This window comes from Exiguobacterium sp. CH10 (assembly GCF_018617635.1).
In the GTDB taxonomy this organism is placed as follows: domain Bacteria; phylum Bacillota; class Bacilli; order Exiguobacteriales; family Exiguobacteriaceae; genus Exiguobacterium; species Exiguobacterium aestuarii_A.
This window is the reverse complement of record NZ_JACSKO010000002.1, coordinates 600,897-627,660: the sequence shown is the minus strand read 5'-3', so window position 1 is coordinate 627,660 and position 26,764 is coordinate 600,897. Positions and strand designations below refer to the sequence as shown.

29 protein-coding genes and 2 pseudogenes are annotated in these 26,764 nt (G+C 46.3%); 3 read left to right on the top strand and 28 right to left on the bottom strand.

Translation table 11 applies throughout. From position 1 onward, the window contains the following. Window positions 1-30: 30 nt before the first annotated feature. The 9 genes and pseudogenes from hisIE to KNP04_RS09985 form a co-directional block, all read right to left on the bottom strand. Window positions 31-668 (bottom strand): annotated as a pseudogene (hisIE, locus tag KNP04_RS15510) (bifunctional phosphoribosyl-AMP cyclohydrolase/phosphoribosyl-ATP diphosphatase HisIE). Next, a complete protein-coding gene (gene hisF, locus KNP04_RS10020) occupies window positions 617-1,384 on the bottom strand; it encodes an imidazole glycerol phosphate synthase subunit HisF (protein WP_214692002.1) in 768 nt (255 codons plus the stop codon). Before hisF ends, hisIE begins: the two are co-directional and overlap by 52 nt. Continuing rightward, entirely contained in the window at window positions 1,377-2,090 is a 714-nt protein-coding gene (gene hisA, locus KNP04_RS10015; RefSeq protein WP_214745297.1) for a 1-(5-phosphoribosyl)-5-[(5-phosphoribosylamino)methylideneamino]imidazole-4-carboxamide isomerase, read from the bottom strand. The genes hisF and hisA overlap by 8 nt, the downstream gene beginning before the upstream one ends. Next, a complete protein-coding gene (gene hisH / locus KNP04_RS10010; RefSeq protein ID WP_214783564.1) occupies window positions 2,068-2,655 on the bottom strand; it encodes an imidazole glycerol phosphate synthase subunit HisH in 588 nt (195 codons plus the stop codon). Before hisH ends, hisA begins: the two co-directional genes overlap by 23 nt. After that, window positions 2,652-3,239 carry an imidazoleglycerol-phosphate dehydratase HisB gene (gene hisB / locus KNP04_RS10005; protein ID WP_214783567.1) on the bottom strand — a complete coding sequence of 196 codons (588 nt, stop codon included), beginning with the start codon at window positions 3,237-3,239 and terminating at the stop codon, window positions 2,652-2,654. Before hisB ends, hisH begins: the two co-directional genes overlap by 4 nt. Next, window positions 3,226-4,242 (bottom strand): pyridoxal phosphate-dependent aminotransferase, encoded by a 1,017-nt coding sequence (locus tag KNP04_RS10000; protein ID WP_214875654.1) that lies wholly within the window; start codon window positions 4,240-4,242, stop codon window positions 3,226-3,228. Before KNP04_RS10000 ends, hisB begins: the two co-directional genes overlap by 14 nt. Further along, window positions 4,239-5,456, bottom strand: a complete 1,218-nt coding sequence (gene hisD, locus KNP04_RS09995) for a histidinol dehydrogenase (protein WP_214875652.1) — start codon at window positions 5,454-5,456, stop codon at window positions 4,239-4,241. Before hisD ends, KNP04_RS10000 begins: the two co-directional genes overlap by 4 nt. Next, window positions 5,453-6,061 carry an ATP phosphoribosyltransferase gene (hisG, locus tag KNP04_RS09990; protein ID WP_214691980.1) on the bottom strand — a complete coding sequence of 203 codons (609 nt, stop codon included), beginning with the start codon at window positions 6,059-6,061 and terminating at the stop codon, window positions 5,453-5,455. The genes hisD and hisG overlap by 4 nt, the downstream gene beginning before the upstream one ends. Further along, window positions 6,058-6,981 carry an ATP phosphoribosyltransferase regulatory subunit gene (locus tag KNP04_RS09985; RefSeq protein ID WP_214783576.1) on the bottom strand — a complete coding sequence of 308 codons (924 nt, stop codon included), beginning with the start codon at window positions 6,979-6,981 and terminating at the stop codon, window positions 6,058-6,060. Before KNP04_RS09985 ends, hisG begins: the two co-directional genes overlap by 4 nt. A gap of 110 nt (window positions 6,982-7,091) precedes the next feature. Here KNP04_RS09985 and hisJ point away from each other — a divergent pair, with 110 nt between their 5' ends. After that, window positions 7,092-7,910 carry a histidinol-phosphatase HisJ gene (gene hisJ / locus KNP04_RS09980; RefSeq protein ID WP_214875650.1) on the top strand — a complete coding sequence of 273 codons (819 nt, stop codon included), beginning with the start codon at window positions 7,092-7,094 and terminating at the stop codon, window positions 7,908-7,910. A 151-nt stretch (window positions 7,911-8,061) separates the two neighbouring features. Here hisJ and KNP04_RS09975 read toward each other — a convergent pair whose 3' ends face one another. The 13 genes and pseudogenes from KNP04_RS09975 to KNP04_RS09915 all read right to left on the bottom strand — a co-directional run bounded on the left by KNP04_RS09975 (window position 8,062) and on the right by KNP04_RS09915 (window position 19,495). Beyond that, on the bottom strand, window positions 8,062-8,412 hold the full coding sequence (locus tag KNP04_RS09975; RefSeq protein WP_074034584.1) for a hypothetical protein: 351 nt from the start codon (window positions 8,410-8,412) through the stop codon (window positions 8,062-8,064). A 200-nt stretch (window positions 8,413-8,612) separates the two neighbouring features. Beyond that, on the bottom strand, window positions 8,613-9,188 hold the full coding sequence (locus KNP04_RS09970; protein WP_214875643.1) for a deoxycytidylate deaminase: 576 nt from the start codon (window positions 9,186-9,188) through the stop codon (window positions 8,613-8,615). Window positions 9,189-9,239: 51 nt separating this feature from the next. Beyond that, a complete protein-coding gene (locus KNP04_RS09965) occupies window positions 9,240-10,475 on the bottom strand; it encodes a toxic anion resistance protein (protein ID WP_214875641.1) in 1,236 nt (411 codons plus the stop codon). After that, the gene (locus tag KNP04_RS09960; RefSeq protein ID WP_214875639.1) at window positions 10,459-11,181 is read right to left on the bottom strand and encodes a 5-bromo-4-chloroindolyl phosphate hydrolysis family protein; all 723 of its coding nucleotides are present in this window, start codon (window positions 11,179-11,181) and stop codon (window positions 10,459-10,461) included. The genes KNP04_RS09965 and KNP04_RS09960 overlap by 17 nt, the downstream gene beginning before the upstream one ends. A 197-nt stretch (window positions 11,182-11,378) precedes the next feature. After that, a complete protein-coding gene (locus KNP04_RS09955) occupies window positions 11,379-12,731 on the bottom strand; it encodes a sodium-dependent transporter (RefSeq protein ID WP_214875637.1) in 1,353 nt (450 codons plus the stop codon). Between the two features lie 122 nt (window positions 12,732-12,853). Next, a complete protein-coding gene (locus KNP04_RS09950) occupies window positions 12,854-13,726 on the bottom strand; it encodes a diacylglycerol/lipid kinase family protein (protein WP_214875635.1) in 873 nt (290 codons plus the stop codon). Then, window positions 13,723-15,228, bottom strand: coding sequence for an ABC transporter permease/substrate-binding protein (locus KNP04_RS09945; RefSeq protein ID WP_214691955.1), 1,506 nt, complete (start codon window positions 15,226-15,228; stop codon window positions 13,723-13,725). The genes KNP04_RS09950 and KNP04_RS09945 overlap by 4 nt, the downstream gene beginning before the upstream one ends. A 10-nt stretch (window positions 15,229-15,238) precedes the next feature. Next, window positions 15,239-15,955 (bottom strand): annotated as a pseudogene (locus KNP04_RS09940) (ABC transporter ATP-binding protein); the annotation flags it as partial. A 106-nt stretch (window positions 15,956-16,061) separates the two neighbouring features. Beyond that, window positions 16,062-16,787 carry a 3D domain-containing protein gene (locus tag KNP04_RS15455; protein ID WP_285801232.1) on the bottom strand — a complete coding sequence of 242 codons (726 nt, stop codon included), beginning with the start codon at window positions 16,785-16,787 and terminating at the stop codon, window positions 16,062-16,064. Window positions 16,788-17,025: 238 nt separating this feature from the next. Then, window positions 17,026-17,478: a GDYXXLXY domain-containing protein gene (locus KNP04_RS09930; protein WP_214875631.1), complete on the bottom strand. Its 453-nt coding sequence runs from the start codon at window positions 17,476-17,478 to the stop codon at window positions 17,026-17,028. Then, window positions 17,475-18,659 (bottom strand): DUF2157 domain-containing protein, encoded by a 1,185-nt coding sequence (locus tag KNP04_RS09925; RefSeq protein WP_214875630.1) that lies wholly within the window; start codon window positions 18,657-18,659, stop codon window positions 17,475-17,477. Before KNP04_RS09925 ends, KNP04_RS09930 begins: the two co-directional genes overlap by 4 nt. Before the next feature lie 16 nt (window positions 18,660-18,675). Beyond that, on the bottom strand, window positions 18,676-18,876 hold the full coding sequence (locus KNP04_RS09920) for a DUF2187 family protein (RefSeq protein WP_012726121.1): 201 nt from the start codon (window positions 18,874-18,876) through the stop codon (window positions 18,676-18,678). 40 nt (window positions 18,877-18,916) lie between these two features. Further along, on the bottom strand, window positions 18,917-19,495 hold the full coding sequence (locus KNP04_RS09915; protein WP_251129898.1) for an NUDIX hydrolase: 579 nt from the start codon (window positions 19,493-19,495) through the stop codon (window positions 18,917-18,919). A gap of 157 nt (window positions 19,496-19,652) precedes the next feature. Between KNP04_RS09915 and KNP04_RS09910 the strand changes: the two genes are divergently transcribed. After that, entirely contained in the window at window positions 19,653-21,191 is a 1,539-nt protein-coding gene (locus KNP04_RS09910; protein ID WP_214875626.1) for an FAD-dependent monooxygenase, read from the top strand. A 50-nt stretch (window positions 21,192-21,241) separates the two neighbouring features. Here the strand turns inward: KNP04_RS09910 and KNP04_RS09905 are convergent, their stop codons facing one another. Then, window positions 21,242-21,493 (bottom strand): hypothetical protein, encoded by a 252-nt coding sequence (locus KNP04_RS09905; protein ID WP_214875624.1) that lies wholly within the window; start codon window positions 21,491-21,493, stop codon window positions 21,242-21,244. A gap of 95 nt (window positions 21,494-21,588) precedes the next feature. Between KNP04_RS09905 and KNP04_RS09900 the strand changes: the two genes are divergently transcribed. Beyond that, window positions 21,589-21,876 (top strand): hypothetical protein, encoded by a 288-nt coding sequence (locus KNP04_RS09900; protein ID WP_214875623.1) that lies wholly within the window; start codon window positions 21,589-21,591, stop codon window positions 21,874-21,876. 37 nt (window positions 21,877-21,913) lie between these two features. On the opposite strand, the gene KNP04_RS09895 is transcribed toward KNP04_RS09900, so the two are convergent. Genes KNP04_RS09895 through KNP04_RS09875 form a run of 5 tightly spaced genes read right to left on the bottom strand, consistent with a single transcriptional unit; the run spans window position 21,914 to window position 26,761 of the window. Further along, on the bottom strand, window positions 21,914-22,489 hold the full coding sequence (locus tag KNP04_RS09895; RefSeq protein WP_214875621.1) for an NERD domain-containing protein: 576 nt from the start codon (window positions 22,487-22,489) through the stop codon (window positions 21,914-21,916). Between the two features lie 19 nt (window positions 22,490-22,508). Next, complete coding sequence (gene gpsB / locus KNP04_RS09890) at window positions 22,509-22,805, bottom strand: cell division regulator GpsB (RefSeq protein ID WP_214875619.1); 297 nt, start codon at window positions 22,803-22,805, stop codon at window positions 22,509-22,511. Between the two features lie 4 nt (window positions 22,806-22,809). After that, entirely contained in the window at window positions 22,810-23,355 is a 546-nt protein-coding gene (locus KNP04_RS09885) for an SLOG family protein (protein WP_214875617.1), read from the bottom strand. After that, window positions 23,352-24,515, bottom strand: a complete 1,164-nt coding sequence (locus KNP04_RS09880) for a ribonuclease H-like domain-containing protein (protein WP_214875615.1) — start codon at window positions 24,513-24,515, stop codon at window positions 23,352-23,354. The genes KNP04_RS09885 and KNP04_RS09880 overlap by 4 nt, the downstream gene beginning before the upstream one ends. Then, a complete protein-coding gene (locus KNP04_RS09875; RefSeq protein WP_214875613.1) occupies window positions 24,512-26,761 on the bottom strand; it encodes a DEAD/DEAH box helicase in 2,250 nt (749 codons plus the stop codon). The genes KNP04_RS09880 and KNP04_RS09875 overlap by 4 nt, the downstream gene beginning before the upstream one ends. Window positions 26,762-26,764: the final 3 nt, after the last annotated feature.

Here is a 26,764-nt window from a genome sequence, read left to right as displayed (position 1 = left end):
AAGGAAGGAGACGCGCTCCTTCCTTTTGCTTTACCATTCCGTGACGTCTCGACGAGGCTTCGCAGGCGTCGTCGTGCCGTGACGTTTGGCAAGTAACGCTTCTACATCTTCTAAGCGCACACCTTTAGCTGCCAATAAGACGAGCAGGTGATACAGAAGGTCGGCCGATTCTTCGACCAAATCTTCGTCCGTCATTGCGGCAATCACGACCTCGAACGATTCTTCACCGAACTTCTTCGCAATTTTTTCAACGCCTTGTTCAAACAAATATGTCGTATATGAACCTTCTTTTGGTTCATTCTTTCTTGATTGAATCAATTGCTCCAATTCATGAATCATACGTTCACCTCCGTAAAGAAACAACTTCGATTTCCGGTATGACAAGTCGGACCATTCGCATGGACACGAACAAGAAGCGCATCCTGGTCACAGTCGACGTGGATACTGACGACGTCAAGTGTGTTGCCGCTCGTCTCCCCTTTCATCCATAGCCGACCTTTTGAACGAGACCAGAATGTCACGACCCGTTCACGTAGCGTCTGACGGATGGCCTCATCGTTCATATATCCGAGCATGAGAACGGCCTCGTCTTCTTCTGAGACGATGATGGCGGGAATCAATCCATTTTCGTCGAAACGAACCGCATCGGCAAGTTGTGACTCGTGCATACGTGCTTCACCTCTTCTACTGTCGTTTTTCGGTCATGTAAGATGGAGGCAAGTAGTGCGGCATCGACCTTCTCGAGCGCTTCGACTACGTGCTCGGCATTCCCCGCCCCACCTGAGGCAATAATCGGTATGTCGACGACTTCGCGAAGTTGTTCTAAAATCGCAAGGTCATATCCGCTTTGCTTTCCGTCTTGGTTCATGGACGTGACAAGAAGTTCACCCGCCCCGAGTGCGGCCACTTGTTTCGCCCATTCGACCGCTAACAGTTCTGTCTTTTGTTTACCGCCATATGTGTACACATAGTATTCCCCGTCTTCAAATTTCACGTCGATCGCAACGACGATACATTGTGACCCGAAACGATCGGCCGCTTCTCGAATGAGACTTGGGGATTCGACAGCGAGCGTGTTCAACGATACTTTATCTGCTCCTGCTTTTAATAATGACGAGATGTCATCAAGTGAACGAATCCCTCCACCTACCGTCAACGGGATGAATACTTTCCGTGCCACTGCACTGACGACATCTAGCATCGTCTGGCGGCGTTCCGTACTTGCCGTGATGTCGAGAAAGACGAGTTCATCGGCTCCGGACTCATCATAATACTTCGCGATTTCGACCGGGTCACCGATGTCTCGTAGTTGAACGAATTCAATCCCTTTGACGACACGGCCTTCCTTCACATCGAGACATGGAATAATTCTGCGTTTAAGCATAACGCGCCTCCCATTCAATCAGTTCATCGATACTTACTTTACCGGAGAGGAGCGCTTTCCCAACGACGGCCTCATCAATCTTAGCCATCTTCAGTTCCTTCACGTCCTCTTCGGTCGTCACACCGCCTGAGGCAATGAGTGTGACGTTGACGATTTGGCGTAGCGCCTTCATGCGCGCAACGTTCGGACCATTCAGTTTTCCGTCAGATCCGATGTCCGTATACAGAATCGTCTCAATCCCTCGTTTGACGAGATCTTGAGCGACCGAGATGTCATCGAGCTTTGTCGCTTCCTGCCATCCGTTGATGGCGACCTTTCCGTCATATGCATCGAGTGCCACAGCAACTCGTTTGCCATACTTTTCAATCGCCTTGTCTAAAAAGTCAGGATCCGTAAATGCTTTTGTCCCTAAGAGGACACGATCCGCACCAGTTTCCATGACCGCATCGAGTGAGGCTTCTGAACGAATCCCACCACCCGTCTGTACGAGAAAGCCAAGAGACTTCGCATAACGGACGACATCTAAGTGACGCGGTTCGCCTGCCTTAGCCCCTTCTAAGTCGATCAAGTGAATCATCGGCACTTTTCCTTGCCACGCTTTTAATAATTCATACGGGTCACCGTATTGTTCTTCCGTCGAAAAATCGCCTTCCGTCAAACGGACAATCTTGCCTCCAATTAAATCAATGGCGGGTAGTAATTTCACGCTCGACCGCCTCCTTCCATTCTTGAAGTAAACTTAGACCGAACGCCCCACTTTTTTCCGGGTGAAACTGCATGCCTGTGACGAGTCCTTTTTGAACAATCGCGGGAACACGCTCTCCCATATATTCCGCTTCCGCCACGATATTGGCATCGTCCGTCACGGCGTGATAAGAGTGAACAAAGTAGACGTCCTCATCGCGAAGAATCGAGTTCCATCCAACGTGTGGAAGACGCTTCGCGCGCATCCGCTCAACCGTGCCCGGAATCAACCCGAGACCTTTTGTCGGCATGCCTTCCGTGCTCGAATCAAACAGGAGCTGCATCCCAAGACAGATCCCTAAAAACGGCTTTTCCGTCGCCATCTTTTGTAATAGCGGGATGAGCCCCGTCTGTTCGAGTGATTGCATCGCTTGCGGGAAAGCACCGACCCCAGGAAGTAAAATGGCGTCCGCTTCTTCAATTTGGCTTGCATCATTCGTAATCACGACGTAGCAACCGATGGCCTGCAACGCACGTTCGACGTTGAATACGTTACCCATTCCATAATCGATGACCGCTACTTTCATCCTTCAATCCATCCTTTCGTAGAAGGGAGACGATCGGTTCCATCGCTCGAGACCGCCTCAGCGAGTGCTCGTCCGAACGCTTTGAACAACCCTTCAATCATGTGGTGTGAGTTCGATCCATACAGGACCGCGAGGTGAAGTGTGAGTCGACCGTTCATGGCAACCGCCCGGAAGAATTCCTCAGCGAGCTCGGTATCAAAATCGCCAAGCTTTGGATTGCGAATATCCGCCTGATAGACAAGGAAGGGACGTCCTGACACATCGACGACCGCTCGCGCTAACGTTTCGTCCATTGGCATATAACTAGTTCCATAGCGACGAATCCCGACTTTGTCTCCGAGAGACTTCGCAATGAGTTGACCGAGTGCAATCCCCACATCTTCCACTGTATGGTGGGCATCGACCCATGTATCACCTTCGACTTTCACCTCTAAGTCCATCTGACTGTGAAAGGCAAGTAACGTCAACATGTGGTCAAAAAAGCCGACTCCTGTTTGGATGGTGCTTTCTCCTGTTCCATCTAGATTGACTCGAATCTCAATTTTTGTCTCTTTCGTCTCACGCTTTAGTTCAGCTGTTCTCAACAGAATTCACCTCTTCAATCGTTTGTCGGATATAGGTATACGCCTCATCTGTCCCTGCACTGATACGTAATCCATCCGGAAATGCACGTACATGGACGCCTTTTTCTAGGAAGCGGGATGCCCACCCTTCACTGTCATCGGTTTTGACATAGATAAAGTTGGCACGACTCGGTAAAATTTCACCGATTGGTCGTAACAACTCGGTTAATTTCTCACGTTGCGCCGTATGGAACTGAATCGACTCTTGGATATACGTCTCATCACGCAATACAACGTTGGCGACTGCGGCACTGAGTCCACTCACATTGAACGGTGAACGGAATCGGTCAATCTGTTCGATGATCTCTTCTGACGCAATCATGAATCCAATTCGAAGGTTCGCAAGACCGAACGCTTTTGATAACGTTCGTAAGATGATGACGTTCGGATGTTCGTTCAAGCGAGATACAAATGAATCCTCGATCGTGAAATCGATATACGCCTCATCTACGACGAGATAAGGGACGCGTGTCGCAATGTCCGACAATTCTTCAAGTGTCCACATCTTACCGGTCGGGTTATTCGGATTCGAAATCAGAACGAGCTTAGGCTCATTCGTTTGAATAAGTTCGGTTAGCGCATCGTAACTCAATCCATGCTTATCCGGTTGCATGAAGTGCCCTCTCGCAATCTGTGTGTATATGCCATACATCGAAAAGTCTGGAGCCGGTGCGACCACACGGTCTTCCGTATCTAAAATGGCCTGACTTAAGATGGCTAACAGCTCGTCGCTTCCACTTCCGACCATCAGTTGCGTCGTCTCGACTCCCGCATAGTTCGCATAACTCGCTTTTAAAGCAAGCAATTCTTCGACCGGATAACGGCTGAGCGCCTCGAGTGAAACGTCTCGAATAGCTCGTTCAAGCCGCTCTGGTAACGGATATTGACTTTCATTTTGATTGAGCGCGTACCCTGATACGGCATGGGGCACATATCGCGGGATGTTCTGATAATTTCGTCTCATACGTCCTCCATCCGAACAGCCATGGCACGGGCATGTCCTTCTAATTGTTCTTGTTTTGCGATTCGAATCGCAGCCTTTGTGATCGCCTCATCAAGCTCTGTCATCTCAAGGAACGTCTGACGGCGATAAAAGTCATCGACGGACAATCCGCTCGAGAATCGCGCCGTCCCACTTGTCGGAAGGACATGGTTCGGTCCAGCGATATAATCCCCGAACGCTTCCGCCGCCTCGTGACCGAGGAAGAACGACCCGCCGTGACGTATCGCATCCATCAACGTTTCAGGATTTTTGACGGCCAACTGGACGTGCTCCGCAGCCATCGTGTTCGCGTACTCGATGGCATCTTCTAGTGATCGAACGATGACTCCGCCACGTTTCAATGATTCCCTAGCGATCTCTTGTCGTGGTAAGAGCGAAAGTTGATGCTCAAGTTCTTGTTCGACTTCATCACGAAGCGTTTCTGTCGTGACGAGTGCGATAGCCGTCGCTTCTACGTCATGTTCAGCTTGTGCGAGAAGATCGGCGGCAACCCACTTCGGATTTGCCGATTCATCGGCAATGATCAACACTTCGGACGGTCCTGCGACAGAGTCGATGCCGACGATGTGCGAGACGAGCGCCTTCGCCGTCGCGACATACGCATTTCCGGGTCCGACAATCTTATCTACCGGACGAATCGTTTCTGTCCCATATGCGAGTGCGGCAACGGCTTGCGCACCTCCGACTAGAAAACACTCATCTGCCCCTGCGATTTTTGCTGCAATCAAGAGGGAAATGTCGATCCCATCTGCTTTTGGTGGGGTGACCATGACGACTCGTTTGACACCGGCCACTTTCGCCGGAATGATATTCATCAGGACGCTCGACGGATAGACGGCTGTCCCACCTGGTACGTAGACACCGACCGAATCGAGCGGCATATAACGTCTGCCGAGTCGGAACATCGTATCTTCGAACACATCATCTTGACGTACTTGATGCGCGTGGAAGGCGCGAATTCGTTCTGCCGCTAAGGACAACGCTTCCGTCAGTTCAGCATACGCTGCCGGCGGGGTAAAGCGAGACAAATCGACAGACTCGATTTGGTCGACCCCATCGAATTGACGCGTCCATTCAAGGAGTGCTTCATCTCCGCGTGCCTCAACCGCTTCTACGATTGGTTTCACGGCTTCCGCCCAAGCTTCTCGCCGTGATCGATTCGTTTCTGTACTCATGCATTCTCCTCCTGACTCAGCTTTCGAATCCATGCCTTTAATTCGTCAGGCTGCTCTGCCAAAGCCGTTTCGCTCGTGATGAATTTTGCATTGATTGAAAAAATCGTTTCATATTCCTCTAAGTCATTCGCTGCTAACGTTGCACCTGTCTCGACGATGTCGACGATACAATCCGCTAGTCCTGTTAACGGAGCGAGCTCCACAGACCCATTCAACGCGATGACTTCTACGTTTTGTCGCTTTGACGCAAAGTGTGAGATGGCGATGTTCGGATATTTACTCGCCACTTTTAATTTCTTTGTGCCATTACGTCGAACTTTCGGACCACATACGGCCATCCGACAGCGTCCGAACGGTAAGTCGACGACTTCAAGTACACCTGGCGTTTTCTCTCGTAAAATATCTCCACCAACAATTCCGACATCAGCCGCTCCGTGCATTACATATTTATAGACGTCGTCCCCTTTGACGAAAATAAATTCATGATCTCCTGCTTTTACTGTGAGTTCACGTCCCCGCTTCTCTGGCCAAACGGGTAAATCACGTTCGACAAAAAATTGACGAGCTGCTTTTTCGATTCGTCCTTTCGCGACCGCTACCTTCATTTAATCACCTCATCTAACTGTTCTAAATCGAGTGACATACCGAACGCTCGTCTTGAGTGTCCGAAATGACCATATAGTGAATCGTATCGTCCCCCTGAAAGGACACGCTTTCCTTCTACACTTCCCGTCACGGTCAAACCTGAATAGTAATCGAAATCTCCCGTTTGACCGAAATCGTACGATACGTCTAGACCGATCGCACGCAAATGTTGTACGGCCTCATCGACTTCATCGATGGCATCGTTTAGAGATTCTGGTGCCTCAGCCCGTAATTCTTCGAGCGCTGAATTCCCAATTAAAAACGGTAGCTTCGCAATCAATGGATAGCGATACGTCTCTGCTAACTCACGTAACGACTCTAAATTTCGAAGTGCTAAGATTTTTCGGAATGTCCGTTCTTGAATGCCTGTCTCTTTCGCGATAAGCGAGATGACAGCCGCTGATCCGATTTTGATTGTCAAACGCTCAGTAGGCAGGACTCCTTCCGTCATATCGAGAAATGATTCGATAAGATGACTGTCCTTCATTTCCCCGTCGACCCACTCGAGTCCGAGCTGTTGCCGTTCATGTGGTTGACCGGAATGTTTGATCGTCCGACGGTAGACGGCTCCGGCGTACGCGACACGCATCGGTTCATGACCGTCTGCTAACTTTCTTGCGATTTGTAATGTATAGTCAGGGCGCATGACGAGGAGTTCCCCGTCATTCCCGAATAAACGATAATAGGCCGACTCATCAAAGAGCGCTAAATTTTGATAGTGCGAATAGTATTCGAGTAACGGCGGGTCGATGACGGCATAACCGCTCGCCTCTGCCTTTTCTAAAAATGACAGCATCCACCGCTTTGGTCGAATGACATCTCCTGATTGTAGTTCATACCATCCTTCTGGAATTGAACCTTTCGAATTTGACCAAATCATGATAACCACCCTTTATCTTATTATCACTTTACCAAACTAAAGTAGTGTGTTAAATTTATCAAACAGAGAAACACCTGTCAACCAATTGAACTGAAAAGGACGTGTAACAGATGTTTAACTTTACCCATGATGGTCATGTGCATACCCCGTATTGTCCACACGGTACAAAAGACCCGATTGAACACTATATTCAAGTCGGGATTGAAAAAAACCTGCAAGCAATGACGTTCACAGAACATGCACCGTTCCCACAGGCATTTATCGATCCGGTGCCGAATCAAGACTCCGCGATGTCGATTGACCTCCTTCCTGACTACCTTAATACGTTGCATCAGATGAAAAGTCAGTATCAAGAGGTCATTGACATTAAAGTAGGACTAGAAGTCGACTTGTTACCACGTCTAGAAGAAGAGACGATTGCTTTGTTAAAACCATATGCTTCCCTTCTTGATGAAGTCATCTTGTCCCAACACTTTTTATTGGTAGATGGTGTATATATGCCGATAGATTATTCTGCTGAAACGTTTGACGACCTCGTTCAAGCGCTCGGTTCATTTGAAAACGTGATGAAAGCTTATTATGACTCGATTGAACGTAGTCTTAGCTTTCCATGGGAAACGATTCAAGTCGCTCGGATTGGACACATCGACTTACCGATCAAATATCAAAAAAAATATGACTGGGATCGTACAGCAGTCAGACAAGAAGAAGAACGTCTCTTGCGAGCGATTGCCGGCAGAGGATTCGGTCTCGATTTTAATACCGCCGGACTTAGAAAACCTGATTGTGGTGAGCCATACGTCGCAGGACTCGCCAAATATGCGAGCCAATTGAATATCCCTTTCACGTTAGGATCTGATGCTCATCTCGCTAAAGATGTAGCTGCCGGATTCGATGTGATTGCACAAAAAAAAGCCACGTTCCTATGAACGTGGCTTTTTGACAGCGATCTAGCCATCTAGATCCCCATGCTTATGGTTGACAACGATATGGCGTTCCATTTCTTCATCTGTAAATATCATACCATAACGAAGAATAGATGCAACAAAAAATTGGGTGAAATGGTTCACCCAATTAAAATCACATCGCTGCGTATAAAGTTTTCAAGTCGTTTGTCGCTGCCTCATCCATTTGGAGGGCTACAAGTTCAACATATTGAAGGGCAGGATCCTGATCTTTTGATAATGCGACAATTTCAGCGGCCGCCTTATCTAGTGCTAACAAAATGCCTGACACCCCGAGTGTCGGATAGTAACGAAGAAGTGCACGGACATGCTTAATCTCAGAAACTTCATTTCCATTGATGGTCAACGATTTGACCGCCAATTCCTGATGCATGCCAATTGCAAATTTATCTTCCCATACTTCTTCAAGTGTGATTAACGCTTCTACTTCATATGCACCATCTGTAAAGCGAACGTGTTTTTCCATGAACAAATTCCCCTCTCCTGAATCTACTTTTATTATATAAGAGATTTTAGAGAGTATATTGTGAAATATTGAACATTATGTGTAAAGTTTGTCTCACTTCATTTTGAACAACAAAAAAGGCCCCTCCGTAGAGGGGCGAATAATGGAAGAGTAAAACACCATTGGCAGTACATTAATAATATATCATCTAATGAAAACGTTTACAATGTATTTTTGTACATTTTTTCAAGTGGCATATGTAACACTTCGATCCCACTCTCACGCATTAATTCTAATCCATCACCATGCTCATATCCTACTGCATAGACGACGCGGGCGACGCGCGCTGCAATCAGAGCAAGAGAGCAGGCATGACACGGTGAATGAGTGACGTAGGCCGTTGCACCGAACGCATTCGTCGAATCGGCAGCCAATTTTCCGATCGCATTGATTTCGGCATGAATCTCATGTTGCTTCGACCAGTGATGATGATCATACGGGTCCGTACATTTGATATATGTCACACCATCCCGAATGAGCCGGGCGGGCTCATTGATCATATCGAGATCCGACGATGCAATATAGTCCGCATGCTTATAGAACCCGTCTTCTTGCTTGATATAAATCTCATTACAATTCGTATGACCAGAAGGTGTACCATTCAGACCAATTGAAATCGGTTTTTCATCTTTTACGATGACACAAGCAACACTTTTCGATGCACACTTCGAATGTCGTTCTGCCATCATATCGGCGAACAATAGCCACGTCTCGTCCCACAATCGTTGTTTCTCCATATAAGCCCCTCCTCGTAGAAAAGGAAAGTCTGATTGCTCAGACTTCCCTTCTTAATATCCTGTATCTTTTGGCAGTTCTTTATTTTTTGAGGCAATCTCAATGACTTTCTCTTTGAGTTCATGCTCCATCCGGTCGAGTTCACGTTCAGCGTCACGACGCTTTTGTTTACCTTCTTGTTGAATGCGTAACGTTTCATCAAGTGTCGAGAGTAAATTCTCGTGGGCGACTTTAAGGGATTCCACAGAAACAATCCCTTTTTCATTTTCTTGAGCGATTTCAATCGAAGAGTCTTTGAGCATCTTCGAGTTCTGCTCAAGCAACTGATTGGTCGTCTTCGTCACGTCCTGTTGCATACGAAGCGCTGTCTTCTGACGCGTCAAACTAAGCGCGAGAACGACTTGGTTCTTCCAAAGCGGAATCGTATTGACGACCGCAGACTCGATTTTCTCAGCGAGGATTTGGTTGTTCTGTTGGATGACTCGGATTTGCGGCGCCATCTGCAGGCTGATGGTACGGCTCAATTTCAAATCATGTAGCTTCTTCTCAAAACGATCTGCCAATTGAATCATATCGTTCAATTGTTGAAGTTTAGACTGATCTTTTGAAATTTCGACTTCTTGACGAAGTGGCGCGATTTCATGTTCACGTACATGATCAAGCTTCGTCTCACCCGCAGCGATATAGACGTTCAACTCTTCGAAATAACGCTTATTCTTATCATACATTTGATCGAGCATCGTAATGTCTTTCATAAGACCGAACTTCGCACGATCGAGGTTATGGATGACCTCTTCCAAATAAACGTTCATTTTTTCGAATTGAAGCTTATAGTTTTCGGCTTTCTTCTTTGCACGACCGATGAGTGGAATGTTGTCCATAAAACTCTTTTTCTCAGGTTGAAGCATGTCCGGGTCCATCTTTCGGACGTTCTGCATTAAGTCAGACAAGAGTTTCCCCGCATCCCCACCATCTTTCATTCGAACTTCCGTCAGAATTTGGTCAGAGAATTGTGAAAGTTCACGTTGAACGTTCGAGCCAAACAACATGACCGAATCTGTCTTTTTAATATCAATCGACTCCGCCAATCGTGTAATTCGCTCACGGTGCTCTTGAGGCACGTCTGGCTTTGCTTGGATGGCAGGTACTTCGTGAGGTTGTGAAACAGATGACCATTCCACAGATGGGTCACTAAAACCCTCTGTTTCTGTTTCTGTTTTCGTTTTCGTATCAGATGTCAGCTCTTCTTCCGGCCATGACTGCCAGTTCGTTTCATTCGATGAAGTCATGTTTCTTTCTCCCTTCCGGCTGATCAGATAAGACTCTCTCCATCATGATCAGTTCGCGTTCAAAGTCTACGGCGTCATCTTCAAGGAGACGTCCGCGTTGTTCTTTAAATTTATCGACAATTAGTCGCATGTTCGTGATTAATTGCTCTCGAGTTTCTTCTTGAATGACGACTCGTTTTCCTTCAAGTTCTTTAAATTTCAAGACGACCGAGACGAGGGAATCTAAGTAGAATGTGAACAAGTCTCGAACATGTTTTGCGTCTTGTGGATTTTCGAAAAGTTCTTCAAACAATTCGTGTGCTTCTTTAGAGACAGCTTTCATCTCACGCCTTACTTCCACATCTTTGATTTCAGGAAGGACGCGGTCAATCTGTTGTAGCTTCTCATAACCTTGTTCAATCGTACGTTGCAAAAATTGAAGTTCTAAATCGTCCGTTGCCTCGAATTGACGCGCCGGCATGGGTTCCTCAATCGGCTTAAGGATTCTTGAACCTGAGAATGGTTCGTCCTCATCGAGCAACAGTTTTTTCTTGGCACGTTTCGCGACCATTGTCGGTGTTCGTTGACGGTTTTTGCGCTTATTCGTCGACCAGACTTCATTCAAGACGAGCGCCCCTACTATAATGAATAACCAGGAGAAATCGAATACGTTGATGGCAAAGTATATGACTGCCCCTGTCAGGGCCCATTTCATCCATGTTTTCATTCTTTTCACCTCATCTCATGTTACTTCTATTGTACATTACGAAACCTATCAAAAAAAGTTTCGTCATCCCTATCATTTTAGCATAATAAAATTCGTTGTTTCCTCCGTCCACAGGTGTAAAAACAAGTACCTATATCGACTTCTTTCCCGTTGTGCTATGAAAAAAACCGTAGACCTTTAAGCCTACGGTTTGTCTATTATGTTGTGACCCACGTTGATACCATAACAATGGCTACCGTCACAGGAATGACGTAGCGAATGAGCGCATGCCAGATCGGATAAAGTTTCTTACCCGGTTCTGACGTTTGAATCTCATCTTTCAAAATGCGTTGATCGACGACGTATCCGACAAAAATCGATGTTAAGAGTGCCCCGATCGGCATCAAAATATAGCTGACGAGGTAATCCATCGTATCGAAGAACGTCCGACCATTCCAAATCTGTAAATCACTCAATAGTCCGAATGACAATGCAGATGGAACGCCTACGACGAACACGAGAATGGCTGCCATCACGGTTACTTGCTTCTTCGTCCAAGTTGATTTCTTTTCGTTCAAACGATCTGTAACACCCGCGACAACTACTTCTAACATCGCGATTGACGACGTGATCGATGCGAACGCGAATAAGAGGAAGAACAACACCATGAAGAAGCCGCCTAGTGGTACTTGATTAAAGACAGCCGGTAATACGACGAACAGTAACGCCGGACCTTCAGCCGGATCCAGTCCTGATGCAAAGACTGCCGGGAAAATGGCAAGTCCAGCTAAGAGTGAAACCGTGATGTTCAATAGAACAATCATGTTCGCAGAACGATTCAACGTACCTTTCGTCTTAATGTAAGACGCATATGTCAACATCGCCGCTACCCCTAACGATAAGGAGAAGAAGGCTTGTCCTAGTGCAAATAGTACCGATTCACCCGTTAGTGCAGAGAAGTCAGGTTGTAAGAAGAAGCGAACCCCTTCCATCGCCCCGTCGAGTGTCAATGAACGGACGACGAGTACAATGAAGCTGATGAATAAGAGTGGCATTAAAATCTTGCTCATCCGTTCAATCCCAGCTTCGACCCCGCGTAAGACAATCAAAAGCGTGATTAACAAGAATAAGAATTGTCCGAGTACCGCGATGCCAGGTGTCGACACAACATTTCCGAACACATCCCCGAACTCGTCAGCTGTACGCCCACTTAATGTCCCACTTAAACCGAGTCCGATATAAATGAGGACCCATCCTCCAATAACACTATAGAAGGAAAGCAACAAGAAACATGCGATGACACCTAGGTAACCAATAATGCTCCAACGACCATGCCCTAATTTTTTGAAGGCAAGAAGTGCCGTCTTTTGAGTTGAACGTCCAACGATGAATTCACCAATCAATAATGGCAGACCAAGTAATAATGTGAACGCCAAAAACATGAGTAAAAAGGCACCGCCCCCACTAGTTCCAGTGACATATGGAAATTTCCATATCGCACCTAAACCGATTGCCGACCCTGCGGCAGCTAGAATGAATCCAATTTTTGAGGCGAATGAGTTTTGCGCCATGATTACCCCTACTTCCTGTTTTTCATTTCATTTTCATAATAATAGTGAAATACTAACACGGTTCAAGGGTCAGGACAACATAAAAACAGAGAAAAGTCTGAATACTTTTCTCTGTTGATGCTTTATGGCGTTAAAAACGTGAGAGCCCGCTCTCGAATCTGGATTGCTAAGTGATCTGTTTCAAAATGTTCACCGTCGATATCGATAATTTGTGCCTCATTCAATTCGACTTCTACATGTGGAGTTTGAAAGTGATTCCACTCTGGCGATTTTTGATCGAGACCGAGCTGTTGGGCCAACAATTGTCGAATCATCGGAAATCCGATGGCCGAACTGTGAACGACTTCTAACATGCCATCCGAAAACGATTGCGTCTCCAATTTCGTCGGTACGGTTCCGAGATAACTCCCGTTCCCTACATATAAGAAACTGACGTCTCCATCGTAAAGAAGTTCATCTCCTCGTCGTAATCGAATCTGAAACGGGTCAGCTTCACGAAATTGACGAATGGTTGCCAAAAAGTAGCCGATTGATCCTAATGATTCTTTCTCATTTGGGTCGATTTGACGGGACGTGTCTGCAATCAATCCAACTCCAACGAAATTGAGGGCATACATCTCATCTACTTGAATCACGTCCACATGTTGCTCATGGTTTGATTTGATGATGCTCGCGGCTTGTGTTGGTTGAATGGGAAGTTCGAGCGCTCGTGCGAAATCATTACATGTTCCTGCAGGAATAATCCCTACTGTCGGTCGCTCCTCAAGCTCTAACGTCATCAACCCATTGACCACTTCATTGAGCGTACCGTCTCCCCCGATGACAATCAGGTGGTCGAACGATCCACTTTCTTTCGCAAATCGGAGTGCGTCCCCGATTTCTTGAGTCTTCTTGATGATGATTTCTTCATAGAGCGATTCAATCGTTCCGATGACTTCCCCGAGCATCGTTTCGCTCGTACCAGACTTCGGATTCGAAATAATCAATGCTCTCATAATAACCCTTCCTGTTCTAAGAAGTCTTTCGCTACATCATAGGCTCGTTCATTTCCGTACGCGACACGACGGTTCAATTCAGACATTTGTTCGTCTGTGATTTTACCTGCGAGCTGATTGAGTGCATCCTCAATTTCTGGATACTCTTCAAGCGTCTCTTCTTTCAGGAGCGGTGCCCCTTGGTATGGCGGGAAGAACTGTCGATCGTCTTCTAGAACGACAAGGTCGTTCTCGGCAATATCAGGATCTGTCGCGTAAGCGTCTACTAAATTGACATCTCCTCGTGAGATGGCACGATAGCGTAATTTTTGCTCCATCGAGACGACAGAAGGGAAATCAAATCCGTACTCGTTTTGAAGTCCTGGATATCCGTCTTCACGGTCGGTGAATTCAAGTGTAAAGCCTGCTTTAATATCTGACTGCACATTTCGTAAATCTGAGATGGCCGAAATACCTTCTGCCTCGGCATAGTCACGTGGAATCGCGAGCGCGTACGTATTGTTAAACTGCATCGGTTCGAGCATGACGTATCCGTCTTCGGCGAGCGCCTCTCTAGCTTGTTCATATACTTCACGGGCATCGTTTGATTCTGGCGTCTCCTTGACGAGACTCGCGAGTGCTGTCCCTGTGAATTCCGGATAGATGTCAACATCACCAGATTGGAGGGCGCCCCATACAAATGTCGTCTCCCCAAAGTTCGGCTTCACCGATACAGTCAAATCCGTTTCTTCTTCAATCAACAACTTGTACATATTCATAAGAATTTCTGGCTCTGGACCAAGTTTCCCAGCTACGACAAGGTCTGTCTCTTGCGAGCGACCAAATGCGAGCGGTGTGATGATGATGAGTGCGAGTACGGTAGAGACTGCAATCAATTTCGTCTTATTACGGGTCGCTGTCGCACCTTCCATCTGACGTAACAAGAAATCAAACAGGAGGGCTAAAATGGCGGCTGGGATGGCACCCAATAGAATTAAGTAATTGTCATTTCGGTTAATTCCGAGCAAGATCAGCGTACCGAGTCCGCCTGCACCGACTAGCGCGGCAAGTGTCGCCGTACCGACGATGAGGACCATCGCTGTACGGATACCTGCCATGATAACAGGTAGGGCGAGCGGAAGTTCGACTTTCATCAAGCTTTGATTCGGTTTCATCCCACAAGCTCGAGCTGCTTCAAGTAACGATTTGTCCACTTCGTTTAAACCAGTGAATGTATTACGTAATATTGGCAATAGCGCGTATAATACGAGCGCAATAATGGCAGGTAATGCCCCAATCCCGACGAGCGGAATCATTAATCCGAGTAAGGCAAGCGAAGGAATCGTTTGAATAATCGCAGTGACGCCAATGGCGGTTTCAGCAATCTTCTTTCGGCGCGTCAGCCAAATCCCTAAAGGTACGGCAATTAAGACGGCAATCAATAGCGATACGACAGAGAGCTGTAAGTGCTCAATCAGTGCCTCGACAAGCTGTCCTTGTCTATTTTGGAACGTCTCAAGCATCCAGCTCACCTCTTCCACGTTGTGTAAATTCTAAGACGAACGGGTCTTCACTCGCCAAGATTTCTTCTGGTGTTCCGACTAGCATGAGTTCCCCATCACGCATTAACGCAATACGATCCCCGAGCTTCATCGCTTCTTGCATGTCGTGTGTGACAAAAAGAATTGTCTTACCGAGTTCGTCATTTAGTCGTTTGATGTCATCTTGCAATTGGCCACGGCTTATCGGGTCAAGTGCAGAGAACGGTTCATCCATAAGGATGACGTCCGGGTCTGCCGCTAAGGCGCGTAATACACCGACGCGTTGCTGTTGACCACCAGACAGTTCAGAAGGCTTCTTCGAACGGAGTTTCTGATCGAGACCGGCAATTTTCATCAATTCCGTCACCCGGTCTTTTGTTCGTTCTTTTTTCCATTTCAATAGTTCAGGTACGACAGAAATATTTTCTTCCACTGTCAAATGGGGGAATAATGCAATTTGTTGGAGCACGTAACCGATGTTACGACGCAATTCGAAAATATTGAACTGGTAGATTTCTTTTCCATCGATTAGAATCTTTCCATCCGTATGATCAATTAGGCGGTTCACCATTTTCATTGTAGTGGTCTTCCCACAACCGGAAGGTCCGATCAATACAAAGATTTCTCCCTTTTCTACTGTTAAGCTTAATTCTTTGACGGCTAACGTCCCGTCCTCATAACGTTTTGACACATCACGAAACTCAATCAACCTGATCCCTCCTCGACTATTTCCAAAATGGAAATTCAAATATTATTTTGCCCTATTTTCTGCTTCTCTAAACAAAAAAAGGCTCTCCTTTTGGAGAACCTCATCATTAATATAGTGTAACTTGAATATGTCGACGCCCCCACTGGATGGCATCCTGTTTTGAATCGACGAGTAAATCGACGATGTATCCTTTGATCCTGCCGCCTGTATCAAGGGCAATCGCATCACCGACACCTTGAATGTGCACTTTAGAACCTAATGGAATAATGGCCGGGTCGACAGCGATAATGCGCATCCCATTATAATAAATTGAATCTGTGACATCATGTCCGGTTGCTGTTAAGACACGACCGCCATAAGCTTTGTTGTCAGCCACATCATTTGAGTATGCTGTCGATTCGACTGTAATGACTTTCTTATTCGGTGAAGTAGACACCGGTGTTGCCGTGGTCTTCTTGCTCGAAGAAGCCGCTGCTTGTTGTGCTGCCGCACGTTCTGCTTCTTTACGCGCTTCTTCCGCTTTACGCTCTGCTTCGAGTTTAGCAAGTCTTGCTTTCTTTGCTTCCGCTTCTGCTTTCGCTTTTTCAGCAGCGAGACGTTCTGCTTCTAAACGCTTTTCTTCAGCGATGCGTTTTTCTTCAGCAATTTTCTTTTGACGAGCGATTTCTTTTTGTCGTTCTTCTTCGATCGCTTGTCGTTCAAGTTCAAGAGGATTTTGGACGATCTTCTGTTCTGTCCCGATTCCGATCTGAGCAGCATCTGCTTGATCGACAAATGTGAACATCCCCATCATCGCGGTTCCAAATAGAATCATATATTTAATGAATTTCATCGTAGTAAGGTCATCACCTTTCTCGTTATGTAACGAACAGATGTTAATTTACCACGACCCGTCACATTCGAGTAGCCATTTCAACGAAGTGAAATATTCCTGACATATGACTTCAAAAGTGGTTACAGATTGTAACAATTGCAAAAAACGTTGCTATTACTAGGTTTCACAAAAAAATTACAGATTCGTTACAATAAGTCTTGTAACAAACCTGTAATCTCCCTGTCATGCGGTTTACTTATTCAATCGGCTTTAAATCATGCAATCTGAGCATCCCCCACGGTGCAACATCAACTTCCACTGTGAACGATTTTTCACCCTCGATCCTATCCACTTCATCTAGAGGGACACGATACGCCCCCATTTCTTCTATATAAAGGTTACGGTCATAATAGTTCGCGCGCACTCCTCCGAAAAACGGTTTTGACTCGACTCGGTCGATGACAGCAAATCCATCATCCCCTTGTTCGAACGAGACATAAACGGTGCCCGTCTCCACATTATGACGACCTTCGAATTCATCATATTCAAGATAAATCGAGTCCCCAAAATAAGGATCATACGGTTCGAACGAGGTACCCTTGAACGTGTATGTCTCTCCCACCCACGAGATGGCATAAACAAGGATGACAAACAAAATCGCAATCATAACTTGGACAGCAGGAATGATCCACGTAGACAACCGTTTCATGTCGTCACATCCCTTCTCGTACGATTACGCCACCATAATCCGAGTGACAACGCAAAGACGATCAGTGCACCAATCAAGAAGAAGAGAGATATATCGAGACGGTCCCAAACGTAAATGAAATAAATCGTCATCTGGACGACTAAGAAATAGATGAAGGCAAAGATGGTTCGTTGTCTCGTCATGTCTTGACGAACGAGATAAGCCAATGCAATCACTTCAATCAAAACCGCCAAAAGGACACCAGAGTCCTCAAACAACGCAAACGGAATGACTGCGAGCAAACTTACCCACATCAAATCACTCCGACGATGAATCAAGTAGATCGCAACAAGCGCAATGGATAAAAGTGTCGCTTCTATAATCGAAGGCGGTCTTTGAGAGAGCCAGCTTTCCGTGACGTTCACTAAATAACCGATGGAGAGGATTGCTGCGACAAACAAATATACAGATTGCCACGCAGCTTGTTTTCGATAAATGAGAAGCAGCACGTGTAGAATAACAAGAGACCAAAGTGGCCATAGTCTACCTTCATAGTCGACATATTGTCCAAAGATATTAAGAATGCCGTAGAAGGTAAGCCAAGCGAACGTCCGGTCTAACGATTCCTCAACAAAATGGAACCATACCCATGTCACGATGAGTGCAAATCCAATCAACGTCAATCCGACGCCTTCGAAACTGTTCGTAACGCTCATGAATGCGGTGATAGCGGAGATTATCGAAAAAATGATGTGCTCATAAATGATACGGTGAAGGACTGCCATCGTGAAAAGAATCCAAAATAGAAACGTCAACTGCCCGGAAAGATTATACGTTGTAAAGATGACCGCCATGGTCGCCACAAAAAAGACGAATCCTAGTACTCGTAATAATGTCACGTACCTTGGGGTTTTCAATCTGACCCGTTCAGCAAACGCATAAAATCCAACCATAAAAATGAGAAATAATCCTATCTTCAAAAGGTCGGGAATCGCCTGCCAATTGGCTGCGACGAAGCTGAATAGACTGAGTGCCAGTAAAATTGAACCGACAATGACTAAAACAGGCGGCTTGTGACCATGTTGCTCACTAGCCGCCCGTTGTTTATGTTCATAGTCGACTAGTCTTTTACCGGTCGCTTCATCTAACAAACCCGCCTCTTGCCATTCACGTACTTTTTTGTCAATGGACACCTGAATCATCCCTTTCGGAAAAACGTCAGCTGGCGCGTTCAATCAATTCTAATTCTGATTTTAGTAAAACTTGTTTCTCAAACTCGAGTCCGAGCTGTTGAAACTCTTCCATAATCGATACGTCTCCGATTACAGTATTGGTCAGTACGGCGGTCACTTCTGCGACCCATCCTTCACGAGTCGACTTAACGATATCACCTACGAGGAATTCTTCAGACACACCCATTCACTTCCAATCTAAATTTGTTTCTATCATTATAACGAAATTATATCGGTTTGAATACGTTTTCTTTTATACGTTGGATAAATTGTGTCAAAAATTTTCCAGTAAGTCCCCAAATGATGTAGTCCTCATGTTCATAAAAAGGCTCTCTCATCTTAATTACCCGTTTTTTGTACGCTTTAGCATTCGCCAATCGATCTAACGGAATATTTTGATCTGGGTTCATTGTCCACTCCATCTCCCCATGAAACGGGTCAATCATGAGCAACGTCGATACCGGTACCGTAAACAAATGATCGACTTCATCTGTCTCTCTTACGGTCGGCAACTCCGACAACATCCCGACAAAGGGATAAATCAATTGTCGATGTGGCGTGGCGAGTGGCCTCAATTTCCCGATGACTTCGATTTGATTCGAGGCAAGCTCGAGCTCCTCACACGTTTCTCGAACCGCTGCTTCGACAGGCGTCTCCCCTTTTTCAAGTCGTCCACCAGGAAATGAAATCTCTCCAGGCTGCTGTCGCATCGTATGGGCACGTACTTCAAAGACGACGTGCCACTCTTTCTCTATTTCAACGAGCGGAATCAAAACCGCTGCTGTCTGTTCATAATCTTCTTCCATTGTAAAGCTATCTCGTATTTGCTTTTCCTTGATCCATGGCTGCACACTGTTCACTCACCTTCCATCATCGAATATCCTATACCGTTCTATACCCCACTTTTCGTTTAATCGCTGCCAATGTCGGAAATATCATTATTAATGATAGGAGTTGATCACTTTGGACGAACAAGTGGATGTACTAATCGTTGGAGCCGGACCGACCGGCCTAACACTCGGCCTCACCTTAGCTAGATATGGCGTATCATTTCAAATCATCGATCGAAAAACGACCCCGTCGGATAATTCTCGAGCCATCGGAATCCAACCACGGACAATCGAAGTGTTCTCTCGTTTAGATGTCGCTCAAGAAGTGCTCGAGCGGGCCCGGACGATTGAAAGAGGGAATCTCTACTTCTCAGGTCAGTGGACAGCAAAGCTGGAGTTTTCAAAACTTGTCACCCCATATCCGTTTGTGACATTACTTCGTCAAAATGAAACAGAAGAAATTTTAGAACGGGCCTTAAAAAAACATGGACACACAGTGAAACGTGGAGAGTCACTCTCTTCCATCACTCAATATCCATCGCGTACAATCGCTCATTTGACTGCTGAAGGCGGAACTCATCGTTCGGTCGAAGCGAAGTATGTCGTTGCTGCTGATGGCGCCAATAGTTCCATCCGTCGAATGCTCGCCCTTCCATTCAGTGGAAAGTCGTTCAAAGAGGCGTGGGTATTAGCAGATTTGAAAGCAGATTGGCCGATTTCTCGCGAAGAAGTTCACATTTTCTTCTCGGACCAAGGGGTGCTAGAAGTATTTCCACTCACGGATGAAACGATTCGAATCACCGGGAATCTACGGACCGATGAATCGTTCGTCGAAGCGGACCTTCAACAATTCGTGGAGCAACGTAGTCATATGCCCGTTCACATACATGATGTCGAATGGTTCTCGCTCTTTCGGGTTCATAACCGGATGGTCGATACATTCATTCATAATCGCGTCATTCTAATGGGCGATGCCGCCCATATCAATTCACCAGTCGGGGGACAAGGAATGAATACTGGGATTGCGGATGCATTCAACATAGGCTGGAAGCTATGGCTCCATTTGAAGACGGGGGCACCACATCAAGTCGTCTCCACGTATCGAAATGAGCGTGAACATGTCGCAAGAAATGTACTTCAGACAACAAATGTCGCGACTGTGATGCTCCAGACGACGTTGCCGATGCTATTACCGTTCCAAGCAATCGGAGCTGATGTCTTCACTCGCGTCAATCTCGTCAATCAAAAAATCACGGAACGCATCTCACAGCTTCACCTATCCTATCCCAAAACACTGCGTATGCCGTTTCGCCGCGTCGCAGAAGGAAAGATATTCCCAGAGACGGAAATTTTACGAACGGATGATGGATTCCGGACGAAGATTTCAGAGATTGCCGACGGGCGCTTCCAAGTACTCGTTTTCGACGATGGCAAACGCGATTTGACGTCAATCTATGAATACTTAAATCAGCATCACCCGTTTCTTCAGACCATCACCTTGTCGAAGACGAGTCGTCCATTTTTCGACCAAGGGAATGAACTCGCCAAGTCCCTGTTTATGAAACGTGGTATTTTAGTCATTCGTCCGGACGGTTATTTGTTGCACAAGCAACATCACGTCCGTCTTAAGCCGTTACAAGATAAGTTAGCTGTCTGGCTTCCACCATCTTAAGCGTGTATAAATGGAGAGCCTCACCGAATTGGTGAAGCTCTCCATGCCAATTACTCTTCAACATTTACATACAAAATACCTGGTTTTGAGAGTGTCAAATCGTAAAACGCTTCGAACGCTTCGATATCTTCTAGCTTGCGAAAGTCAATCTTGTCCGTCTCCTCATTCGGGATGGCAACGATAATCCCTTCATCTGTAGACTTGATCATGCCTGTTTGCCCGTTGTGAATGCGAATATAGAGTACTTGTTGATCTTCAAGGAGTGAGATGGCCTCTCGTCTCGATTGAATCGGTTTTTTCATGTAATCCCCTCTTTTCCATTTTAGTATAACGTTCAGTTCATATTGCTTTCAACTCGCCGCCCTATTAAACTTGTGTAAAGAAGGGGTTGAATGCGTTGGAAACATTATTCATCATTGTGCTTGCCATCTTGTTCGTCATTTTAGTGACGATTCGGACGATTCGGAACTTAAAATGGATTCGCTTCGGTGAAGCGTTCGGCAAACAAGGGGAAGAACTTCTAGGTGACTATCATTACCTGACAGAACAGGGAATCACCTGTCGCGTCGAACAAGGACTTCCGACCGGAAAGTTGTTAAAACCGCTCGCGAAAAATTTAGACGACCGTGTCGCACTGTTCGTTCATCGAGATGATGCGGCAAGGGCAAGAGAGCTCTTAAAATAAGAAAAAGGCCGAATTCGATTATTCGGCCTTCTTCTAATTATTTATGTATTTGTCGTTCAGAACAATAGTAGGCGATTTGTTTAACAAGTGGCTCCGTCAACGTTTCAAGATTCGTTTTGCTGATGACCTGATTGACGAGTGTGAAAGAATCCCCACAATTGGCCTTGACCCGTTTGAGCTTCAACTGTTCCGTCTCTGGGAAGATCAAGAAGGAATAGACAGGAATCGCTTGTCCACACTCTTTCTTCAACCGTGTCCGTACTTGTTTCGTCATTCGCTCTAGCTCCGTGACAGGATGTGGATAGATGTGCTTCCATCCCATAGACGTCTCCGTCCGACACTCGCGATTCGTCAAATGGACAGGGGCTGGAGTTCGATTTAATTGAATTAAGAATACACCTTTCGGCCCGACGAGCACGTAATGAACGAGGTCCTCGCCAAATTCGACTTGTTCAATCATCATCCAATCAAATCGACAGGTGTGCCTAATGTTTTCGACGAGACGATCTGTATAGCTTGTCGGTGCTTTCATCACTTCTTCTTTCGTTCGAAACAGCTTCCTTGTTTGTTGTTTAACGGGTTGTTTCTCCGTAGCCGTTAACACTTGCAACATTCACTCCACCCCCTATTCCTTATTCGCTTGGTCCCACTTGCTTTCCGAAGACTGCTTTTTCAAGATTTGAAATGCGACGCAACATATCATAGTTCGACGCAACGGGTTGCGCTGGTTTTGTAGGTTCTGCCACTGGTGCCGATTCGCGACGCAATGAATCATTTTCTTTCTGAAGCCGTTCGAATTCTTTCGCCATCTTTTCATAATCGCGAATGACCACATCTAAAAATTGATCGACTTCTTCTTGCGAATAGCCTCGTAATGCCGTTTTAAATTCTTGTTTATAAATTGCCTCTGCCGTTAATTCGGTTTGCATTGTATCACTCCCATTGTTGTTCCCATTGTTTTTCTTCCTCAATGAAACGTAAATCTTCCTGTGTGATGAGAAAGACCTCCATATTCGGCTTTCGCCGAGCCCCTTCGACTAGAAAACGGGGACTTCCCTCCGTTTCTTCGTCATACAAGGTAATCAATCCTTCTGCTTTATCTAAAAAGAATGCAGTTTTTGCGCGTAATTGACTCGGATCCTCATATGGACGTTGCGTCAACGGTTCAAAGAAATCTGCTTCGAGTTGAAGTTGAACAAACAATTCTTGTTCGAACGGTTTATAGCGTTCGTCCATATTTAAGAACGGTGGAAATACCGCAATTTTAATCGGATATGTTTCTCTTAACTCTAACAATACTTGTCCGGCCCATAATTCACAACCGTTCGTTCCACTAAAGATGAACCATTCAGCACCTAATTCAATGACTTCTAGGATTTTTTTTCGGTAAGCTTCTTGAATGATGTCGATCCCCGGATGGTCCGCTTTGAAAATCCCAAGTTCATGGGGACGATATCCTGTGACGGCTACAACTTTCATGATCGCTTCCTTTCTAGACGGGCAAGCCGATGTTCGAGCTCGGCCTTCTCGCGATTAACGGTTTGACGCAAAACGGTGCGCTTTTGCTCGAGCAGTTCGATGGCACGTTCCGTGTAATCGATTGCGAGTACCACGTCCTTCTGTTTATGCTCTGCGTACTTGGCGAGTTCCACATACCCTTCAATCGTATGCAACGATTCAAAGAGCGGGATTGCTTGCTCCATACGACCTGTTCGTTTCAATAACAACGCTTGCCGCATGACGGCTCGCTTCGAAGGGTCAGACAGCTGTTCAAATTCTTTAAGCGCCTGCTCCTGGTCCCCTAAATCATGCAACCAATGCGCTCGCTCTTCTCCGAAATCTGTCTCGGGACTCGTGACGAGTTGACTGAGTCGCGTGTAAAGAGAGACGAGACTCAAACAGTCCGCATGATGGTGCTTGAGGACCGGCATAAGGATCTCTGGGTTGCGCTCTTTGACGTACTGAAAATAATGCATTGGAGCTAAAAATCCAGGTAGATCGTCCGTCCGTCCGTGACCGAAATACGTTTCGACCGCTTTGAGCGACACCGATTCTAACCTCGGTTTCAACAATCGTCTTGCCGCATGCAATAGATCGACATGACCGACGGAAGGCAATGCTTTTACCCGTGATTTGACAAACGTATGTCTCGTTTTGATTTGTGGCCAGTCAAAAGACTTTCCATTATAGGTGACGAACCGTACCTCATCCCCGATGTCCTGTAGAAAATGATAGTAAAAAGCAGTCTCAAAGGCAGGATGAGGCAAGACATACTGAATCATTTCAAGCTGTTCCGCACGAATCCGTGCAAATCCGATTAAGAAAATCGACGTCCCGGACCCACGTAATCCGGTCGTCTCTGTATCCATAAATAAGACTTGATCCGGTTTTAAGTCGACCGCGAAAAACGGATGTTCCGTTTTCTGCATCATTCGTCTGGCGTCTCCGAACGCATAGTCGTGATAAATCTCATCAAGCGGATAGGTGTTTCGGATTCGTACACACCATTCTCCTTCGAACGTTAAAATTTCCCCACCTTGTTCAGTCCATTTCTGTTGTTCCACTTCATCAGGTGAGGTGACGCGCGGGCGTTCGACAGGTTCTTTCGTTTTAATCAATCTTGATAATTTTGCTTTCATAACGATCCTTTCAAAGCTTGTAACTGACGGATGACTTGATGCTTGAAGTCTCCATATCCAATCATACCGACACAGCGAGGGCATCCACTCTCACAAGGACAATCCGATACCGTCCGCTCTGCTGCCTCGAGCACCATGTCTGCATCTTTATAGAGCGCCTCACTGAGACCGATGCCACCCGGATAACGGTCATATAAATAGACGGTCGGTTTATTCGTATGAGTCGACTTCATTTGAATGGTTGTAAATAAATCGAGCGTATCACACATGAGATAGAGTGGGGCAAGCCGTCTGAATAAGTCACTGACCGCTTCGAGTTGGTCTTCAAGATCTGCCTCTGAATAAGCAAAACGTTCATCTAATGTGAACCATGTCGCCGTCGTATGCAGTTCTCGTTCCGGAAGATGAATCGGGCCTGACCCAATATTCTCATGCGTACCGAATTTGATTTTTTTAAAGAGCGTGGCCATCGCTATGACCGACACTTCACCAAACGTTTTTGCACCATCCGTTTTGTTCTCTTCGAGCACTTTTAATTCTACTGCCAGATTCGCATCCGTATAGTAGTCGACATCGACGCGACGGACGAACGCCTTCTTCTCTTCAAAGTCTAATTTCTCGACTTGATACTGTTCAGCTCCGTGTAAATAAATGGCTTCATCGTGTAACAAAGTCATCGCGCTGAACGTATCCATTTCACCGATTACTTGATGCTTCGCGGTTTGGTCGACGATGACGACATTCTCTTGGTCGCTCGTCCGAAGGGAGATATCGTGTGCCGGGAATGAATCAGTCATCCAATAGTATTTATTTGCCCGTTCATGTAGCACTTGTGCGTCTGTCAGGAAATCTAAAATATCTTCCGTGTCGACCGTTCCGAAGCGCTCTCCTTTTTGAAACGGTAGCTCAAATGCGGCACACTTCATGTGGTCGACTAAAATGATCAAGTTGTTCGGGTCAAGACGTGCCGCTTCCGGCGAACGGTCTAAAATCATGTCCGGCTGTTCGACGACGAGCTGATCAAGAGAGGAAGACGATGCGACAAATACGACGAGTGATTCGGAATGACGACGACCTGCACGACCCGCTTGTTGCCAGAGTGAGGCGACGGTTCCAGGATAGCCATTGAGGACACATGCTTGCAATTGACCGATATCCACACCGAGTTCTAACGCGTTCGTTGATACGACCGCTTTGATTTCACCATTTCGTAAACGCCGTTCAATCTCGCGTCGTTCAGACGGAAGATAACCGCCTCGATAACCGACGATTGACTTTGGTCCGAGTTCTCGTCGTGTCAGTTCTTGCAAATACGTCAGAAGCACCTCGACTCGTACACGTGAACGCGCGAAGACAATGGTCTGGATGTTCGCTTCAACGAGCTTCGACGCGATTCGTTTCGTCTCAAGCGTTGCACTTCTTCGAATTCCGAGCGCCTCATTGACGACGGGAGGATTGTAGAAGACGAGGTGTTTCTTCCCTTGTGGCGCCCCGTTTCGGTCAATCAATACGACTTCTTCTTCCGTCAATAATTCAGCGAGTTCTCGCGGGTTTGCAATCGTCGCAGAAGTCATAATCCATTTTGGGTGACTCCCATAATAGGCACAAATTCGTTTCAAGCGACGAAATACGTTGGCCACGTGACTGCCAAACACGCCACGATACGTGTGCAACTCATCGACGACGATGTATTCTAAGTTTTCAAATAGACGAATCCATTTCGTATGGTGCGGTAAAATACCGGAATGTAACATATCCGGATTGGTGATGACGATATTCCCCGCATCCCTGACTTTCGTTCGGGCAGCGGGAGACGTGTCCCCATCATACGTGAAGCATCGTAAATTCCCTTCGAGTGCCTCGACCATCTCCATCAAATCACTATTTTGGTCCTGGGCGAGCGCTTTTGTCGGGTACAAATATAGCGCACGCGCTGTTGGTTTTTCAATCATCTTTGAAAGTACCGGTAAGTTATAACACAGTGTTTTCCCTGATGCGGTAGGTGTCACAATGACGGTCGAATGACCAGCAGCCGTTTGTTTCACGGCTTCAGCTTGGTGCGTGTATAGTTGCTCAATTCCCCGACTTTTCAATACGTTCGTCAATTGTTCCGGCACTTGCTCTGGAATGGGTGCATATTGTGCCGGACGTGCATCGACTGTATGCCAATGACGGACGTTTTTGGCAAAGCTCGGGTCTTCTTTTAATTCTTGAATCATCTCTTCGACGGAGCGTGATTTTCGCATCAG